This is a genomic window from Stenotrophomonas sp. SI-NJAU-1, assembly GCF_020883215.1.
Lineage (GTDB): Bacteria > Pseudomonadota > Gammaproteobacteria > Xanthomonadales > Xanthomonadaceae > Stenotrophomonas > Stenotrophomonas indicatrix.
Genome location: NZ_CP086598.1, coordinates 256,932 through 272,708 on the forward strand (window position 1 = coordinate 256,932; position 15,777 = coordinate 272,708).

The following is a 15,777-nucleotide window of genomic DNA, read 5'->3' on the forward strand; positions in this document are numbered from 1 at the left end:
GGCGCCGGTGCGCCCCCATCTGGCTGCCATGACCCCGCCGCTCACCGACTTCATCGACCGCGCCCAGCGCCTGTTCGTGCTGACCGGCGCCGGCTGCAGCACCGCCTCGGGCATCCCCGATTACCGCGATGCCGATGGCCAGTGGAAGCGCACGCCGCCGGTGACCTACCAGGCCTTCATGGGCGAGGCCGCCACCCGCCAGCGCTACTGGGCGCGCAGCCTGCTGGGCTGGCCGCGCTTCGGCCAGGCCCGGCCCAACGGCACCCACCAGGCGCTGGCCGCACTGGAGGACAGCGGCAAGCTGCAGGTGCTGCTGACCCAGAACGTGGATGGCCTGCACCAGCGCGCGGGCAGCCAGAACGTGATCGACCTGCATGGCCGCCTGGACCTGGTGCGCTGCATGGGCTGCGAACGCCGCAGCGAGCGTGAGGCGTTCCAGCGGCGGCTGCTGCAGGCCAACCCCGGCTGGGAACTGCTGCAGGCCGGTATCGCGCCCGACGGTGACGCCGATCTGGAAACCGACTTCTCCGCATTTGCGGTGCCCGACTGCCCGCACTGCGGTGGCCTGCTGAAGCCGGACGTAGTGTTCTTCGGCGAAAACGTGCCGCGTGAACGCGTGGCTGCGGTGCATGAGCACCTGCAGCAGGCGGATGCAGTACTGGTGGTGGGTTCCTCGCTGATGGTCTATTCCGGCTTCCGCTTCGTGCAGGCCGCGGCCAAGGCGGGTCTGCCGGTGGCCGCGCTGAACCGTGGCCGCACCCGTGCCGACGACCTGCTGCAGTTCAAGGACGAGCGCGACTGCGCCGAGGCGCTGGCCGGGTTCGTCATCGGGTAGCGCCGGGCCATGCCCGGCGGAAACGGGCTGCCGCGCTGTGCGCTCGCCGGGCGTGGCCCGGCGTTACCCACAACGCGCCCCCACGAAACAGCGATCCACCCACACGGTTGATCTATCGGCCGCACAGCGGTGCAATACGCACCCCCTTTGGTACACCCCCACTGCCGTGAGCCAGCTGTTTTCGCCGATCTCCTTCGGCCCCCTGACCCTGTCCAACCGCATCGTCGTCGCGCCGATGTGCCAGTACTCCGCCGAAGACGGCCGCGCCAGCGACTGGCATGCCATGCATCTGGGCAACCTGGCGCAGTCCGGCGCGGGCCTGCTGATCCTGGAGGCCACCGCGGTCGAAGCGCGCGGCCGCATCAGCTGGGCCGATCTTGGCCTGTGGGACGACGGCACCGAAGCGGCCCTGGCGCAGGTGCTGGCCAGCGTGCGCCGCTGGTCGCCGATGCCGCTGGGCGTGCAGCTGGGCCATGCGGGCCGCAAGGCGTCGGTGAATCGTCCCTGGGACGGCGGTGGCCAGCTGCCGGCCGATGATGCCCGCGGCTGGGCGACCGTGGCCCCCTCGCCGCTGCCGTTCCATGCCGCCGATCCGGCACCGCAGGAACTGGACGAGGCCGGTATCGCCGAAGTCGTTGCCGCTTTCGCCGCCAGTGCGGTGCGCGCCGAGCGCCTGGGCTTCGAGCTGATCGAGATCCACGCCGCGCACGGTTATCTGCTGCATCAGTTCCTGTCGCCGCTGAGCAACCGCCGCACCGATGGCTACGGCGGCTCGCTGCCGAACCGCCTGCGGATGCTGGTGGAAGTGTTCGACGCGGTGCGTGCCGCAGTGTCGGACAAGGTCGCCGTAGGCGTGCGCATCTCCGCCAGCGACTGGGTCGAGGGGGGTTGGGACATCGTGCAGAGCGAGGCGCTGGCACAGGTGCTGGACGCGCGCGGCTGCAATTTCCTGCATGTGTCCAGCGGCGGCCTGCACGAGCGCCAGAAGATCAGTGTCGGCCCGGGCTACCAGGTGCCGTTCGCGGCGGCGATCAAGGCCAAGAAGGTGCGCATGCCGGTGATCGCGGTGGGCATGATCACCGAGCCGGAGCAGGCCGAATCGATCCTGCGCCACAACCAGGCCGATGCCATCGCACTGGCCCGCGGCATCCTGTACGACCCGCGCTGGCCGTGGCACGCCGCTGCTGCACTGGGCGACAGCGTGGTGCCGGCACCGCAGTACCTGCGCTGCGAACCGCGCGACGCACGCGGCGTGTTTAGCCCGCGCTGAGCACTACACCTGCCAGGCCGGCGGCAGGCCGGCCTGCAGGTGCTCGAACAGCGCGCGGATCTTGGCGGTGAAATCGCGGCGGTCGCTCACGCAGAAGTAGACGTCCATCGGCTCCGGCTGCCAGTCGGTGCCGCAACCGAACACGCACTGCAGGCGACCATCGCGCAGGTAGGGCTCGGCCACGAACGCCGCCAGCCGGGTGATGCCGGCACCGGCGGCGGCCAGCTCGGCCAGCGCGTCGATGTCATCGCAGACCATGCTCGGCGGCAGCGCGGCATCCACCCGCTCGCCGTTCTTCAGCAGGCCCCAGCGCAGTGGCCGGCCATCGGTGGGAAAGCGATGCAGCAGGCCGCGATGGGCAGCCAGCTGCGCCGGTTGCAGCGGCGTGCCGTGCGCCTGCAGGTACGCCGGCGAGGCGCAGAACACGAACGGGATGCGCGCCAGTGGACGTGCCACCAGCCCGTCCTCCAGCTGCGCGCCGATGCGGATGCTGGCATCCACCGCCTCGGCACCGTGCTGCACGGCGCGATCAGTCAGGCGCAGCTCCAGCTGCAGCTGCGGGTAGCGCTGCTGCAGCGAGGGCAGCAGCGGTGCCAGCACGTGCCGGCCGAACGCGCTGCTGCTGGCGATGCGCAGGGGCCCGGCCGGCTCCACGTCGCCGGCGGTCACCATCGCCTGCGCGCGCGCCAGGTCGGCTTCGATATGCCGCACCTGCGCGAGGTACACCGTGCCGGCCTCGCTCAGCGCCAGCTGACGCGTGCTGCGGTTCAGCAGGCGGACGCCCAGATGGGCTTCCAGCCGGTTGATGTTCTGGCCCACGGCGGTGGCGCTGATGCCAAGGGTGCGCGCCGCAGCGGCAATGCTGCCGGTCTCTGCGGTGCGGGTGAAGCTGCGGATGAGCTGCAACAGGTTCATGACCGCCCAGCTTGCCATGCGGAAGGCCAAGTATCGCTTGGGTCTGTCCCAAGCAGTCGGTTGCATCGGTGACCGTTGTCCTTCGCGCGGCCGCGCTGCTCTACACTTCGGCGATGCGCCCCGATTCCATCCTCACTCTCTCCTGTCCCGACCGTACCGGCATCGTCTACCGCGTGTCGGGCCTGTTGTTCGACCACGGCTGCAACATCCTCGACGCCCAGCAGTTCGGCGACGAGGAGAGCGGTCGCTTCTTCCTGCGCGTGCACTTCGACCGCGATGCGGGTCTGCCGCTGGACACCGTGCACGCCGCGATGGCCGCACTGGCCGCAGACTTCGGCATGGACTGGCAGCTGCATGATGGCCGCCGCCGGCCGCGCCTGCTGGTGCTGGTCAGCAAGCAGGGCCATTGCCTGAACGATCTGCTGTTCCGTGCGCACAGCGGCCAGTTGAAGGTGGACATCGCTGCGGTGGCCTCCAACCATGCCGACTTCGCAGCACTGGCAGCGTCCTACCAGGTCCCGTTCCAGCACCTGCCGGTGAACGCCGACACGCGCGCGGCGCAGGAACAGCAGATCATCGATCTGGTCGAGCGCGAGCGCATCGACCTGGTGGTGCTGGCGCGCTACATGCAGATTCTCTCGCCCACGCTGTGCCGTGCGCTGGCGGGCAGGGCGATCAACATCCACCACAGCTTCCTGCCCAGCTTCAAGGGCGCGCAGCCGTACCATCAGGCGCACGCGCGCGGGGTCAAGATCATCGGCGCCACCGCGCACTACGTCACCGAAGACCTGGACGAAGGCCCCATCATCGAACAGGACGTGGCCCGCGTGGACCACGCGATGACCCCGCGCGAGCTGGTGCGGCTGGGCAGCGATACCGAATCGCAGGTGCTGGCGCGGGCGGTACGCCGGCATGTGGAGCACCGCATCCTGCTCAACGGGCACCGCACGGTAGTGTTCAGGTAACGGCCGCGTCGCCCGCTCGCCGGGCATGGCCCGGCGCTACCAGGATCGGACGACGGGTAGCGCCGGGCCATGCCCGGCGGAAGCGGGTCAGAGGATCGCGATCCTCGCCTTCGCCAGGGCTTCGCGCACCATGCCGTCATTGGCCTCGGTCACCGGGCGGGTCAGCTCCCACAGGAATTTCACCCGGAAGCCCGACTTCACCGCGTCCTGTGCGCTCCACAGCACGCAGTAGTCGCGGGCCAGCCCGCATACGTGCAGCTCGCGGATGCCGCGTTCGTGCAGCCAGCCGGCCAGCCCGGTGGCCGGGCGCGTGCCGTCGGGGCCGTGGTTCTCGCGGAAGGCACTGTAGGAATCCACCTGCTGGCGGCTGCCCTTGCGCAGGATCAGGTCGGCCACGGTCCAGTCCACGCCGGGGTGCAGGGCGGCGCCGGTGCTGCCCTGCACGCAGTGGTCCGGCCACAGGGTCTGCGGCTGTGCATGCAGCAGGATGGCTTCAAAAGGCAGATGGCCCGGGTGCTGGCTGGCGAACGAGGCGTGGTTGGCCGGGTGCCAGTCCTGGGTGGCCACCACGGTGCGGTAGCGGCGCTCGGCCAGCAGCGCGTTGATCGGTGCCACCAGCGCATCGCCCTGTTCGCAGGCAAGAGCGCCACCGGGCATGAAGTCCGGCTGCAGGTCGATCACCAGCAGGGCGACATCAGCGGGCAGGGCGGTCATGGCAGGTCCGGTACAACGCAGGAGGGGCGACCAGCGTGGCCGCCCCTCGCGTGCACGTCAATCGCCGCTGGCGGTGTCGTTGTCCTGCCCGTAATACAGCAGACCGATCCTGATGCGCTCGCGGCCGTTCTCGCGACGATGGCGGTTGGCATCGCGCAGCGAGTAGACGCAGCCACAGTACTCCTGCTGGTAGAACTGCTCGCGTTTGCTGATCTCGACCATGCGGCTGGCACCGCCGCCCTTGCGCCAGTTGTAGTCCCAGTACTGCAGGCCTTCGTAGCGCGAGGCGGCGCGCCCACCGCAGTCGTTGATCTGCGCCATGTTCTTCCAGCGCGAGATGCCCAGCGAGGAGCTGATGGTGTCGTAGCCGTGCTCGTGCGCGTACAGCGCGGTGCGCTCGAAGCGCATGTCGAAGCACATGGTGCAGCGGATGCCACGCTCGGGTTCGTTCTCCATGCCACGTGCACGGCTGAACCAGTTGTCGGTGTCGTAGTCGCAGTCGATGAAGGGGATGCCGTGCTGTTCGGCGAAGCGGATGTTCTCCTGCTTGCGCAGCTCGTATTCCTTCACCGGATGGATGTTGGGGTTGTAGAAGAAGATCGCGTAGTCGATCCCGGAGGCGGTGATCGCCTCCATCACTTCGCCCGAGCAGGGCGCACAGCACGAGTGCAGCAACAGGCGCTGGCCGTTGTCGGGAAGGGTCAGGGTGGGGCGTTGGAGCTCGGTCATCGTCGGGTGCATCGGGGCGTGGGCAGCAGGTCTGGACGGGAACCGTGAACAGGACGCGCGCGGCCACACCGCCTGCACGCGCAGCACGACGACGGCCCCGGCAACCTCCCCGCGGAGATTCCAGGTCGAGTCAGGGGACTTTCGTGTCCCCCGGCCGGGGCCGGTATTCGGGCTGATGGACACGGGCCGGCTGGCCCACCTGATACCTGCCGCTTCCCAGGCGCGTGCCCAGTGCTGTTGGCAGGATTCGTTTCCATTCACCGCTGCGGGGCAGCTCCGGAATGGGCGCGCGAAGCGCCTTCACCGGATTCCCGTTCAAATCCCTGCCGCCATCGAAGCCACGGCAGGGATACCTTCGGCGGGCCCACGGTGGACGCGTTGGCGGCAATGGTCAAGGGCCGATGAAAACGCAGGGCTGTGGCGCGTTTCTCAGGCTGTGAGAGTGCCTCTTGCCATACTGGGCACCGACAGACGGGAGGTGGCTTGTGGCGGCGAAGTACTGCGATCTGGTCATGAAAGGCGGCATCACCAGCGGTATCGTGTATCCCAACGCGGTGCTCGCACTGGCCCGCGAATACCGCTTCAAGAGCATCGGTGGCACCTCGGCCGGCGCGATCGCCGCTGCCGTGGCGGCCGCTGCGGCATACGGTGACAGGCGCCAGCAACGGGGTGAACAGCTGCCTGGCGACGCCGGCTATGGCGGCCTGTCGGCGGTGTCGGCGCAGCTGTCGCGGCGCGGTTTCATCTACAGACTGTTCCAGCCCGCCGCCGGCGCGCGCGCTGCGTATCGGCTGCTGGTGGTGCTGACCGGCAACGCCGGCTGGCCACGCAAGCTGCTGTGCCTGGCCATCGCGGTGTTCCAGATCGCGCCGCTGGAAGTGCTGGTGTCGCTGGCACTGCTGCTCGGCCTGGGCTGGTGGGGCGGTGGCTGGAGCGGCGTGGCCGCGACCCTGCTGCCGTCGCTGCTGTGCGCCTACGGCGCGGGCGTGGCCGCCGCTGCGCTGCGCGTGGCCCGGGTGGCGCGGCGCAACCTGCTGGGCCTGTGCAGCGGGCTGAGCCGGAATGCAGGCAGGCCGGCGCTGACCGAGTGGCTGCATGAAAGCCTGCAACAGCTGTCGGGCAAGCCGATGGATGCACCGCTGACCTTCGCCGACCTGCATGACGCGCCGCGCTATGCAGGCGAACCGGACAGCCCGCATGCGATCACCCTGCAGATGATCACCACCTGCGTATCGCATAACGAACCGCGCACGCTGCCGTTGGGTGGGGCGCAGTTCTGGTTCCTGCGCGAGGAGTTCGAGCAGCTGTTCCCGGCCAGTGTGGTGCAGTGGATGGTCGACCGTGCCGGCCCACCGCGCGAGGTTGAAGGCCGCAACTACTACCACCTGCCGCAGGGTGCGTCGCTGCCGGTACTGGTGGCCACGCGCATGAGCCTCAGCTTCCCGCTGCTGATCAGCGCGGTGCCGCTGCATGAGCCCTCGCGTCGCGAACGTCGCTGCGAGCCGACGTCGACGGCTGCAGATGAGGGCGGGCAGAACGTGGCCGACAGCATGGAAGGGCTGACAAGTGCCGGCCAGTCCTGCGGCCCCGTCATCACCGCCTTCCGCATCTGCTGGTTTTCCGATGGCGGCATCAGCAGCAATTTCCCCATCCACCTGTTCGACGCGGCGATGCCGCGCTGGCCGACCTTTGCCATCAACCTGGTCTATCCGCAACGCCCCGAACCGGTGGAGCGCGAGGGCGACAGCCGCCAGGCGCTGGAACGCTCGGTGTTCCTGCCCACCGAGAACCGGCATGGATGGCAGCGGCATTACCAGTCCATCGCCACGCCGCTGGCGGCCGGTGAGCTGGGCCGCTTCCTGTTCGCGGTGGTGGCCACCATGCAGAACTGGCGCGACCTGCTGCAGGCGCGTGCGCCGGGGTATCGCGACCGCATCGTGCATGTGAGCCTGCAGGGCGACGAGGGTGGCATGAACCTGGACATGCCGCAGGAGGTACTGACCCGCATCGCCGACAAGGGCAGCCTGGCCGGTACGCGCTTCTGTTCGTTCTCGTTCGAGAACCATTACTGGATCCGTTGGCGCAACCTGGCCTCGGCTTACCAGCGCTACACGCTGGAAATAGCGCGCACCGATGATCCGGCGCAGCAGGTGCTGGCCTATCGCGCGGCCTATGCGATGGTGGCCACCGGCACGCCGCCGCCGCCGTCGTACAAACTGGGTTCGGAAGACAAGCGTCGTGGGTCGCAGCAGCTGTGGGCGCAGATGGTGGAGCAGGGGCGCAGCTGGGAAGACCTAGGCCCGGACCTGACCGATGGCGCACCACGCCCGCTGCCGCAGATGAAGGTCACGCCGATCTACTGACCGTGGTGGATACAATCGCTGCCCCCCACTGCAAGGAACGCCCCATGTCCGCCCGTCAGCAACTGCTGGACCTGCTTGAACGACTCGACGCCCGTGATCCGGAGCACCTGCCGGTGGTGCCGCTGGCCGCGTATTTCGAAGGCAATGATTTCGAAGAATGCATCGCACCGAACCAGTGGGGCTACGGCCGCCCGCCGATTGCCGAGCTGTACGCACGACTGGCCGTGATTGCCGAAAAGCCCGAAGTGGAAGGTGTCTACGTGGGCCTGCACCAGGACTGGGGCAGTGCGCTGGAAGACGACAGCGAATGGCCTGCCGCAGAGAACGTGCACGTGCTGACCCGCGTCGACGCCGCAACCGTGGAAGGCTGGCTGCAGGGTTTGGAATGTGACGGCGTCGGCGAAGGCTGGCCGTACGGCCAACACATCGACGCACCCATGCCCTCGGAAGGCCACCGCGTACTGACCGTGTTCTGGGACTAGTAGAGCCACGCCGCGCGTGGATGCATTTCGCGCACGGCCAGAGCGTGCCAACCAAGGTTGGCACCTACCAGAGCGGATATCCAGATGGGGTCAGAGCCCGTTGCGTCGCAACGGGCTCTGACCCCGGTGCCGACCAACCGGTCGGCACCCACCATCAGCAGCAGGTTCCAATAGTCGCGGGAACCTGTCGAAGGCGGGGTGGGTTCGGTTGCGGGGGCGTGAGCCGCATGGATGCGGCGACCGAGCTTACATGGACGTACTTGCAGCGTCCCCCGCAATCGGACCCACCCCGCCATCCCACGGAATGCCCGCTGTTGCTTTTGCTGTTGCCTTGGATTGAAGCAGGTGCAGGGCGCAGCCCTGCCGAACCAACCCTACCGCCCCGGCAACTGGGTAAACGCGCGCTGCATGCAGTCCTCGCGCGGGCACACCCGGCAGCCCGGCCCGATCGACACCGAATTGCCCGGGCTCTGCACGTCCAACCCCAGCGAATACACCAGCCGATCGGCATGCTGCAGATCACACCCCAGTGCCACCGCGAAGGTCTTGCGTGGCTGGCCGTGGCCCACCGGGCCGCTGCTGACCTGCCGTGCCAGCCAGAAATGGCGGCGGCCATCGGGCATGCGCGCGGTCTGGGTGAGGATGCGTCCGGGCTGGTTGAAGGCCTCGTAGACGATCCACAAAGGGCAGGAACCGCCCACCTGCGAGAAGTGGAAGTCGGTGGCCGAGTGGCGCTTGGACACGTTGCCGGCGCGGTCCACGCGGATGAAGAAGAACGGCAGCCCCGGCGCACTGCGGCGTGCCAGCGTACTCAAACGATGGCAGACCGCCTCGAATCCCACGCCGAACTGGTGCGCCAGCAGCTCGATGTCATAGCCGCTGGCCTCGGCCGCGCGCAGGAAACGCATGTACGGCATCACCAGCGCACCGGCGAAATAGTTGGACAGGCCGATCCGCGCCTGCGCGATGCGGGCCTCGTCGGTGAAGCCGGTGCGCGCGATCACCGCATCGATCTGCGGCAGGTAGCCACGCAGCGCCAGCTCAACGGCCATCTGGAACGCCTGCTGGCCCGGTTCCAGGTAGTCGGGCAGCCACAGCGTGCGGCTGCCGGCATCGTACTGGCGCTTCTCGCGCCCGGCCTGCAACGCAGCCACTTCCACCAGCACCCCGTGGCGGTCGGCCAGCAGCTGGCGCAGCCGTGGCGCCACGTGTCCCGGCGCCAGCCCCCATTCGGCGAACAACTGCTCGGCCAGTTCGTCCAGCTCGGGGATGTGGTTGTGCATGCGGTTGAAGAACTCGCGCACCTGGTCGCCGGCCGGCAACGTGCTGCCCGCGCCCGGCTCGCCCAACTGGAATTCCAGCGCGGCGGCATGCTCGCGCAATGCCAGGTGGCGGCGGTGCAGGTCCAGCAGCGCGCGGCTGACCTGCGGCAGGTTGCCGGCCAGCGCGCGAAGTTCGGTGGCGCTGACGTCAGCCAGGCCCAGATCGCGCAGGGTCTCGCCCAGCGACTCCTGCAGCGCGGCGGGCTCATCGTCGTCGAACAGGGTGGAAACATCGCCCAACACCTCACCCAGCTTCTTCTGCACCGCAGGCGTCAGCGGGCGCTTGTTGCGCTCGATCTGGTTCAGGTAGCTGGCCGACAGCCCCAGGGCGCGGGCAAGGTCGGCCTGGCTGTAGCCGCGCTGCTCGCGCAGGCGGAGCAGTCGCAGGCCGAGCTGGCGCTGGGGGGCTGAATGATTCACAAGATTAACAGGAATCGTGGCGGGCATTGGCCAGATTAAGCGGATTAAGGCCGGAAATCGAGGCGTGGCCTGTGAATAATGCCAAGCATCTTTCGCACCCCGTGGATTGTCGTCATGACTGTTGCAGCGCCCCGTATCCGCATGCTGATCGATGGCCAGTTCGTTGAATCGGCCACCTCCCACTGGCAGGACGTGATCAACCCGGCCACCCAGGACGTGCTGGCCCAGGTGCCGTTCGCCACCACGGGTGAAGTCGATGCCGCCGTGGCTGCCGCCAAGGAAGCCTTCAAGACCTGGCGCAAGACCCCGATCGGTACCCGCGCGCGCATCTTCCTGAAGTACCAGCAGCTGATCCGCGAAAACATGAGCGAGCTGGCGCACATCCTCACCGCCGAACAGGGCAAGACCCTGCCGGACGCCGAAGGCGATGTGTTCCGCGGCCTGGAAGTGGTCGAGCACGCGGCCGCCATCGGCAACCTGCAGCTGGGCGAACTGGCCAACAACGTGGCCAACGGCGTGGACACCTACTCGATCATGCAGCCGCTGGGCGTGTGCGCAGGCATCACCCCGTTCAACTTCCCGGCGATGATCCCGCTGTGGATGTTCCCGATGGCCATTGCCACCGGCAACACCTTCATCCTCAAGCCGTCCGAGCAGGATCCGATGGTCACCATGCGCCTGGTCGAACTGGCGCTGGAAGCGGGCATTCCCAAGGGCGTGCTGAACGTGGTCCACGGTGGCGAAGAAGTGGTCAACGCCATCTGCGACCACCCGGACATCAAGGCGGTGTCGTTCGTCGGTTCCACCCGCGTCGGTACCCACGTGTACAACCGCGCATCGCTGGCCGGCAAGCGCGTGCAGTGCATGATGGGCGCCAAGAACCACGCCGTGGTGCTGCCGGACGCCAACAAGGAGCAGACCCTCAATGCGATGGTCGGCGCGGCCTTCGGTGCGGCGGGCCAGCGCTGCATGGCCGCCTCCACCCTGGTGCTGGTCGGTGAAGCGCGCGGTTGGGTGCAGGACCTGGTCGATAAGGCCAAGACCCTGAAGGTCAGCGCCGGCACCGTCGCCGGCACCGACGTCGGCCCGGTCATTTCCTGCAGCGCGCGTGAGCGTGTCGAAGGCCTGATCGCGTCGGGCGTGGAGCAGGGCGCCAAGCTGGTGCTCGATGGCCGCAAGCCGCAGGTCGATGGCTTCGAGAAGGGCAACTTCGTCGGCCCGACCATCTTTGCCGGTGTCACCACCGACATGCGCATCTACCAGGAAGAAATCTTCGGGCCGGTGCTGGTCATCCTCGAAGCGGAAACGCTGGATGAGGCCATCGCCATGGTCAACAGCAACCCGAACGGCAACGGCACCGCGCTGTTCACCCAGTCCGGCGCCGCAGCACGCCGCTTCCAGGAAGACATTGACGTCGGCCAGGTCGGCATCAACGTGCCGATTCCGGTGCCGGTGCCACTGTTCTCGTTCACCGGTTCGCGCGCCTCCAAGCTGGGCGATCTGGGTCCGTACGGCAAGCAGGTGGTGCTGTTCTACACGCAGACCAAGACCGTCACCGCGCGCTGGTTCGATGACGAGACGCTGAGCCACGGCGTCAACACCACGATCAGCCTGAAGTAACCGCAGGGAGCAGCCATGAGCCACTCGATGACGACGGAACAGGAAGAAGCGCAGCAGGCGTACCGCGAAGCGGCGCGTGACTTCGCACAGGCCGAACTGGCGCCGCACGCCGCGCGATGGGATGCGGAGGGCATCTTTCCGCGCGAGGCGATCGCCAAGGCCGGTGAACTGGGCTTCTGCGGTCTGTACATGGACCCGGAAGTGGGCGGCAGCGGCCTGAGCCGACTGGACGCCGCCGTCGTCATCGAGGAGCTCGCCAACGTCGACCCGTCGACTGCGGCCTATATCAGCATCCACAACATGGCTTCGTGGATGGTCTCCACGTGGGGCCAGCCGGCGCTGCGCGACGCGTGGGGCAATGACCTGTCTTCTGGCAGCAGACTGGCCTCGTACTGCTTGACCGAGCCGGGCGCCGGTTCGGACGCGGCCTCGCTGAAGACCACCGCCGTGCGCGATGGCGACTTCTACGTGTTGAATGGCGCCAAGGCCTTCATTTCCGGCGCCGGTGCCACCGAGCTGCTGGTGGTGATGGCACGTACCGGCGGTGCCGGTGCAGGCGGGGTCAGCGCGATCGCGGTGCCGGCTGAACTGCCGGGCATCAGCTATGGCCGCAAGGAAGAGAAGATGGGCTGGAACAGCCAGCCCACCCGTGGCATCACCTTCGAAAACGTCCGCGTACCGGTCAGCCACCTTCTGGGAGAGGAAGGCGGCGGCTTCAAGCTGGCGATGAAGGGGCTCGATGGTGGCCGCATCAACATCGCCGCGTGCTCGCTGGGTGCTGCGCAGGGCGCGCTGGATGCCGCACGCCGCTACATGGGCGAGCGCCGCCAGTTCGGCAAGGCGTTGTCCGAATTCCAGGCGCTGCAGTTCAAGCTGGCCGACATGGTCACCCAGCTGGTTGCCGCGCGGCAGATGGTGCATACCGCTGCGCGCAAGCTCGATGCCGGTGCCAGCGATGCCAACGTGTGGTGCGCGATGGCCAAGCGTTTTGCCACCGATGCCGGCTTCAACATCTGCAACGAAGCCCTGCAGATCCACGGCGGCTACGGCTACATCCGTGAATATCCGATCGAGCGCCTGCTGCGCGACAGCCGCGTGCACCAGATCCTGGAAGGCACCAACGAGATCATGCGGGTGATCGTTGCCCGTCACCTGCTCAACACCGAAGAGGAACTGCGATGAAGGATTGGCGTACCCAGGAGCACGTGGGCCTGAAGGTCGAGGCCGATGGCCACACCGCCGTGGTCACCCTGCACAACCCGCCGGCGCATACCTGGACCGTGCACAGCCTGTCGGCGCTGCGCGACCTGGTGGGCGCGCTCAATGCAGACCGCGACATCTACGCGCTGGTGATCACCGGCGACGGCGAGAAGTTCTTCTCCGCCGGTGCCGACCTCAACCAGTTCGCCTCCGGCGACAAGGCTGCCGCACGCGAAGCAGCACGCCGTTTCGGCGAAGCCTTCGAAGCGCTGTCCGGTTTCCGTGGCGTGTCGATCGCTGCGATCAACGGCTATGCCATGGGTGGCGGCCTGGAATGCGCGCTGGCCTGCGACCTGCGCATCATCGAAGACCATGCCCAAGTTGCGCTGCCGGAGGCCACCGTCGGCCTGCTGCCGTGCGCCGGTGGCACCCAGAACCTGCCGCGCCTGGTCGGCGAGGGTTGGGCCAAGCGCATGATCCTGCTCGGCGAGCGCATCAACGCCGAAACCGCCGTGCGGATTGGCCTTGCCGAGGAAAAGGTCGGCAAGGGCGAAGCCAAGGTGCTGGCACTGGAATGGGCGAAGAAGGCCGGCAAGCAGAGCCCGACCAGCATTGCCGCCTGCAAGACGTTGGTGCAGTCCACGCGCACCGGCACCCATGCGTCGGCGCTGGTGGCCGAGCGCGAGGCCTTCGTCGATCTGTTCGACACCGCCGACCAGGTCGAGGGCGTGAGTGCCTTCCTTGAAAAGCGCGCCGCGCAGTGGAAAAACGCATGACCACCGACACCGTTGCCGAGCAAGCACCGGTGCTGTTCGAAGAGCGCGTGGCCGGTAACGGCACGCGCATCGGCATCGCCACGCTGAACGCCCCGCGCACGCTCAATGGTTTCTCGCTGCCGATGGCGCACCTGCTGTTGCAGCAGTTGAACGCCTGGGCCGACGATGATGCCATCGCCATGGTGGTGCTGCAGGGCGCCGGTGAGAAGGCGTTCTGCGCCGGCGGTGACCTGCACAGCCTGTACCAGAGCATGCGTGCCTACCGCGACGCCGGCCAAAGCGATATCCGCGGGAACGACTACGCCGCCGAGTTCTTCGACGTCGAGTACCGCGTCGACTACCTGATCCATACCTACGCCAAGCCGATCCTGTGCTGGGGCCACGGCATCGTGATGGGCGGCGGCATCGGCCTGATGTCCGGCGCCAGCCATCGCGTTGTCAGCGAGCGCTCCAAGCTGGCCTTCCCGGAAATCACCGTGGGCCTGTTCCCTGACGTGGGTGGCAGCTGGCTGCTGCCGCGCGTGCCGGGCAACGGTGGCCTGTTCCTTGCCCTGACCGGTGCGCTGCTCAACCCGGGCGATGCGATCTATGCCGGCCTGGCTGACGTGCATGTGGCCGAGGAACGCCGCAGTGCGGTGTTCGACGCGCTGCTGCAGGTCGCGTGGTCGACCGATGCCGCACGCAACCACGAGCGCCTGTCACAGCTGCTGCTGTCGTTTGCCAGCGATGCGGCTACCGGCCCGCTGCTGGCCAACGCTACGCAGGTCGATGCGCTGTGCGCAGGCGATGATCTGGCCGCCATCGTCGAACGCATCAGCACCCTGCAGACCGATGACGCGTGGCTGCAGGCCGCACAGAAGACCCTTGCCGCCGGTGCGCCGGGTTCGGCACGGCTGGCCTTCGAACTGCAGCGCCGCAGCGCTGGCCAGGATCTGGCCAGCGTGTACCGGCTGGAATACATCACCGCCCTGCATTGCGCTGCGCATGGTGATTTTGCTGAAGGCATCCGCGCGCTGCTGATCGACAAGGACCGCAATCCCTCGTGGAACCCGGCCACGCTGGCCGAGGCCGACCGCGCATGGGCCGATACGTTCTTCGCTTCTCCCTGGGCCGATGCCGCACATCCGCTGGCCGACCTGGGTACCCCTGTCGCTGAAAGGAGCCTTGCATGAGCCGCGTTGCATTCATTGGTTTGGGCAACATGGGTGGCCCGATGGCCGCCAATCTGGTCAAGAACGGCCACACCGTACGTGTGTTCGATCTGGTGCCTGCCGCGGTGCAGGCGGCGGTCGACGCGGGTGCCAGCGCGGCGGCATCGGCACGCGAGACCCTGGCCGAGGCCGAGGTGGTGATCTCGATGCTGCCGGCCAGCCGCCACGTTGAAGGCGTGTACTTGGGGGATGACGGCATCCTTGCCGCGATTCCCGCCGGTGCGCTGGTCATCGACTGCAGCACGATTGCCCCGGCCAGTGCGCGCAAGGTATCCGAAGCGGCCGCCGCACGTGGCCTGCAGATGATCGACGCGCCGGTGTCTGGTGGCACTGCCGGCGCACAGGCCGGCACGCTGACCTTCATCGTCGGTGGCGAAGAGGACGCGCTTGAACGCGCCCGCCCGGTGCTGCAGGCGATGGGCAGGAACATCTTCCATGTGGGCGCCAGTGGCGCCGGCCAGGTCGCCAAGCTGTGCAACAACATGGCGCTGGGCGTGATCATGGCCGTCACCGGCGAAGCCATCGCCCTGGGCGTGGCGCACGGGCTGGACCCGAAAGTGCTGTCGCAGATGATGGCGGTCAGCACCGGCCGCAGCTGGGCCACCGAAGTGTGCAACCCGTGGCCGGGCGTGCTGGAAAACGCGCCGGCGTCGCGCGGTTACAGCGGCGGCTTCGGCAGCGATCTGATGCTGAAGGACATGGGCCTGGCGGTGGAGGCGGCGATGAGCGTCGGCGCCTCGATCCCGCTGGGCGAAGTGGCCCGCAACCTGTACTCGATGAACCACCAGGCCGGCCGCGGCAAGTTGGATTTCTCCAGCGTCGTGCAGCTCATCACCAGCGACCGGTAACTGGTCGCCGGTCCGCGCATTCCACGTTATCCCCGCGCCGTTGGCGCACCCCCTTGAACAACAAGGGGGCTCTCCTCCAGAAGGATGGATGCGCGCCGACCGTGTAG

14 protein-coding genes and 1 riboswitch are annotated in these 15,777 nt (G+C 67.8%); of the genes, 10 read left to right on the top strand and 4 right to left on the bottom strand.

The annotated features are described in order from the left end of the window. Positions 1-28 precede the first annotated feature (28 nt). Positions 29-835 (top strand): NAD-dependent protein deacetylase, encoded by an 807-nt coding sequence (locus LMF57_RS01125; RefSeq protein WP_208081693.1) that lies wholly within the window; start codon positions 29-31, stop codon positions 833-835. Between the two features lie 166 nt (positions 836-1,001). Continuing rightward, the gene (locus tag LMF57_RS01130; protein ID WP_105163262.1) at positions 1,002-2,105 is read left to right on the top strand and encodes an NADH:flavin oxidoreductase/NADH oxidase; all 1,104 of its coding nucleotides are present in this window, start codon (positions 1,002-1,004) and stop codon (positions 2,103-2,105) included. 3 nt (positions 2,106-2,108) lie between these two features. Here the strand turns inward: LMF57_RS01130 and LMF57_RS01135 are convergent, their stop codons facing one another. After that, positions 2,109-3,020, bottom strand: a complete 912-nt coding sequence (locus tag LMF57_RS01135) for a LysR family transcriptional regulator (protein WP_059064056.1) — start codon at positions 3,018-3,020, stop codon at positions 2,109-2,111. 113 nt (positions 3,021-3,133) lie between these two features. On the opposite strand from LMF57_RS01135, the gene purU reads away from it, so the two are divergent. After that, positions 3,134-3,985, top strand: coding sequence for a formyltetrahydrofolate deformylase (purU, locus tag LMF57_RS01140; protein ID WP_208081694.1), 852 nt, complete (start codon positions 3,134-3,136; stop codon positions 3,983-3,985). Positions 3,986-4,072: 87 nt separating this feature from the next. On the opposite strand, the gene pncA is transcribed toward purU, so the two are convergent. Together pncA and LMF57_RS01150 are read right to left on the bottom strand one after the other, a co-directional pair. After that, a complete protein-coding gene (pncA, locus tag LMF57_RS01145) occupies positions 4,073-4,699 on the bottom strand; it encodes a bifunctional nicotinamidase/pyrazinamidase (RefSeq protein ID WP_208082053.1) in 627 nt (208 codons plus the stop codon). Positions 4,700-4,756: 57 nt separating this feature from the next. Beyond that, entirely contained in the window at positions 4,757-5,428 is a 672-nt protein-coding gene (locus LMF57_RS01150) for an epoxyqueuosine reductase QueH (protein WP_208082052.1), read from the bottom strand. 140 nt (positions 5,429-5,568) lie between these two features. Next, positions 5,569-5,786, bottom strand: a riboswitch (cobalamin riboswitch). A gap of 154 nt (positions 5,787-5,940) precedes the next feature. On the opposite strand from LMF57_RS01150, the gene LMF57_RS01155 reads away from it, so the two are divergent. Beyond that, entirely contained in the window at positions 5,941-7,791 is a 1,851-nt protein-coding gene (locus tag LMF57_RS01155; RefSeq protein WP_208082051.1) for a patatin-like phospholipase family protein, read from the top strand. Between the two features lie 44 nt (positions 7,792-7,835). Further along, positions 7,836-8,273, top strand: a complete 438-nt coding sequence (locus LMF57_RS01160) for a hypothetical protein (RefSeq protein WP_229290548.1) — start codon at positions 7,836-7,838, stop codon at positions 8,271-8,273. Between the two features lie 374 nt (positions 8,274-8,647). Here the strand turns inward: LMF57_RS01160 and LMF57_RS01165 are convergent, their stop codons facing one another. Beyond that, positions 8,648-10,042, bottom strand: a complete 1,395-nt coding sequence (locus tag LMF57_RS01165; RefSeq protein WP_229290549.1) for a short-chain fatty acyl-CoA regulator family protein — start codon at positions 10,040-10,042, stop codon at positions 8,648-8,650. An 87-nt stretch (positions 10,043-10,129) separates the two neighbouring features. On the opposite strand from LMF57_RS01165, the gene LMF57_RS01170 reads away from it, so the two are divergent. From LMF57_RS01170 to mmsB, 5 genes are read left to right on the top strand one after another with little or no spacing between them, the layout of a single operon-like run. After that, positions 10,130-11,635 carry a CoA-acylating methylmalonate-semialdehyde dehydrogenase gene (locus LMF57_RS01170; RefSeq protein ID WP_229290550.1) on the top strand — a complete coding sequence of 502 codons (1,506 nt, stop codon included), beginning with the start codon at positions 10,130-10,132 and terminating at the stop codon, positions 11,633-11,635. Positions 11,636-11,650: 15 nt separating this feature from the next. Continuing rightward, positions 11,651-12,817, top strand: coding sequence for an acyl-CoA dehydrogenase family protein (locus tag LMF57_RS01175; protein WP_208082620.1), 1,167 nt, complete (start codon positions 11,651-11,653; stop codon positions 12,815-12,817). Further along, a complete protein-coding gene (locus tag LMF57_RS01180) occupies positions 12,814-13,611 on the top strand; it encodes an enoyl-CoA hydratase (RefSeq protein ID WP_117309288.1) in 798 nt (265 codons plus the stop codon). Before LMF57_RS01175 ends, LMF57_RS01180 begins: the two co-directional genes overlap by 4 nt. After that, positions 13,608-14,783, top strand: a complete 1,176-nt coding sequence (locus LMF57_RS01185; protein ID WP_117309289.1) for an enoyl-CoA hydratase/isomerase family protein — start codon at positions 13,608-13,610, stop codon at positions 14,781-14,783. The genes LMF57_RS01180 and LMF57_RS01185 overlap by 4 nt, the downstream gene beginning before the upstream one ends. Beyond that, positions 14,780-15,670 (top strand): 3-hydroxyisobutyrate dehydrogenase, encoded by an 891-nt coding sequence (gene mmsB, locus LMF57_RS01190; RefSeq protein ID WP_229290551.1) that lies wholly within the window; start codon positions 14,780-14,782, stop codon positions 15,668-15,670. The genes LMF57_RS01185 and mmsB overlap by 4 nt, the downstream gene beginning before the upstream one ends. Positions 15,671-15,777 lie beyond the last annotated feature (107 nt).

Bases quoted from the DNA above. Each gene is read 5' to 3' on its own strand.
- LMF57_RS01125 (WP_208081693.1), top strand. From the start codon at position 29: ATGACCCCGCCGCTCACCGACTTCATCGACCGCGCCCAGCGCCTGTTC.
- LMF57_RS01135 (WP_059064056.1), bottom strand. From the start codon at position 3,020: ATGAACCTGTTGCAGCTCATCCGCAGCTTCACCCGCACCGCAGAGACC.
- purU (WP_208081694.1), top strand. From the start codon at position 3,134: ATGCGCCCCGATTCCATCCTCACTCTCTCCTGTCCCGACCGTACCGGC.
- pncA (WP_208082053.1), bottom strand. From the start codon at position 4,699: ATGACCGCCCTGCCCGCTGATGTCGCCCTGCTGGTGATCGACCTGCAG.
- LMF57_RS01150 (WP_208082052.1), bottom strand. From the start codon at position 5,428: ATGACCGAGCTCCAACGCCCCACCCTGACCCTTCCCGACAACGGCCAG.
- LMF57_RS01155 (WP_208082051.1), top strand. From the start codon at position 5,941: ATGAAAGGCGGCATCACCAGCGGTATCGTGTATCCCAACGCGGTGCTC.
- LMF57_RS01160 (WP_229290548.1), top strand. From the start codon at position 7,836: ATGTCCGCCCGTCAGCAACTGCTGGACCTGCTTGAACGACTCGACGCC.
- LMF57_RS01165 (WP_229290549.1), bottom strand. From the start codon at position 10,042: ATGCCCGCCACGATTCCTGTTAATCTTGTGAATCATTCAGCCCCCCAG.
- LMF57_RS01170 (WP_229290550.1), top strand. From the start codon at position 10,130: ATGACTGTTGCAGCGCCCCGTATCCGCATGCTGATCGATGGCCAGTTC.
- LMF57_RS01175 (WP_208082620.1), top strand. From the start codon at position 11,651: ATGAGCCACTCGATGACGACGGAACAGGAAGAAGCGCAGCAGGCGTAC.
- LMF57_RS01180 (WP_117309288.1), top strand. From the start codon at position 12,814: ATGAAGGATTGGCGTACCCAGGAGCACGTGGGCCTGAAGGTCGAGGCC.
- LMF57_RS01185 (WP_117309289.1), top strand. From the start codon at position 13,608: ATGACCACCGACACCGTTGCCGAGCAAGCACCGGTGCTGTTCGAAGAG.
- mmsB (WP_229290551.1), top strand. From the start codon at position 14,780: ATGAGCCGCGTTGCATTCATTGGTTTGGGCAACATGGGTGGCCCGATG.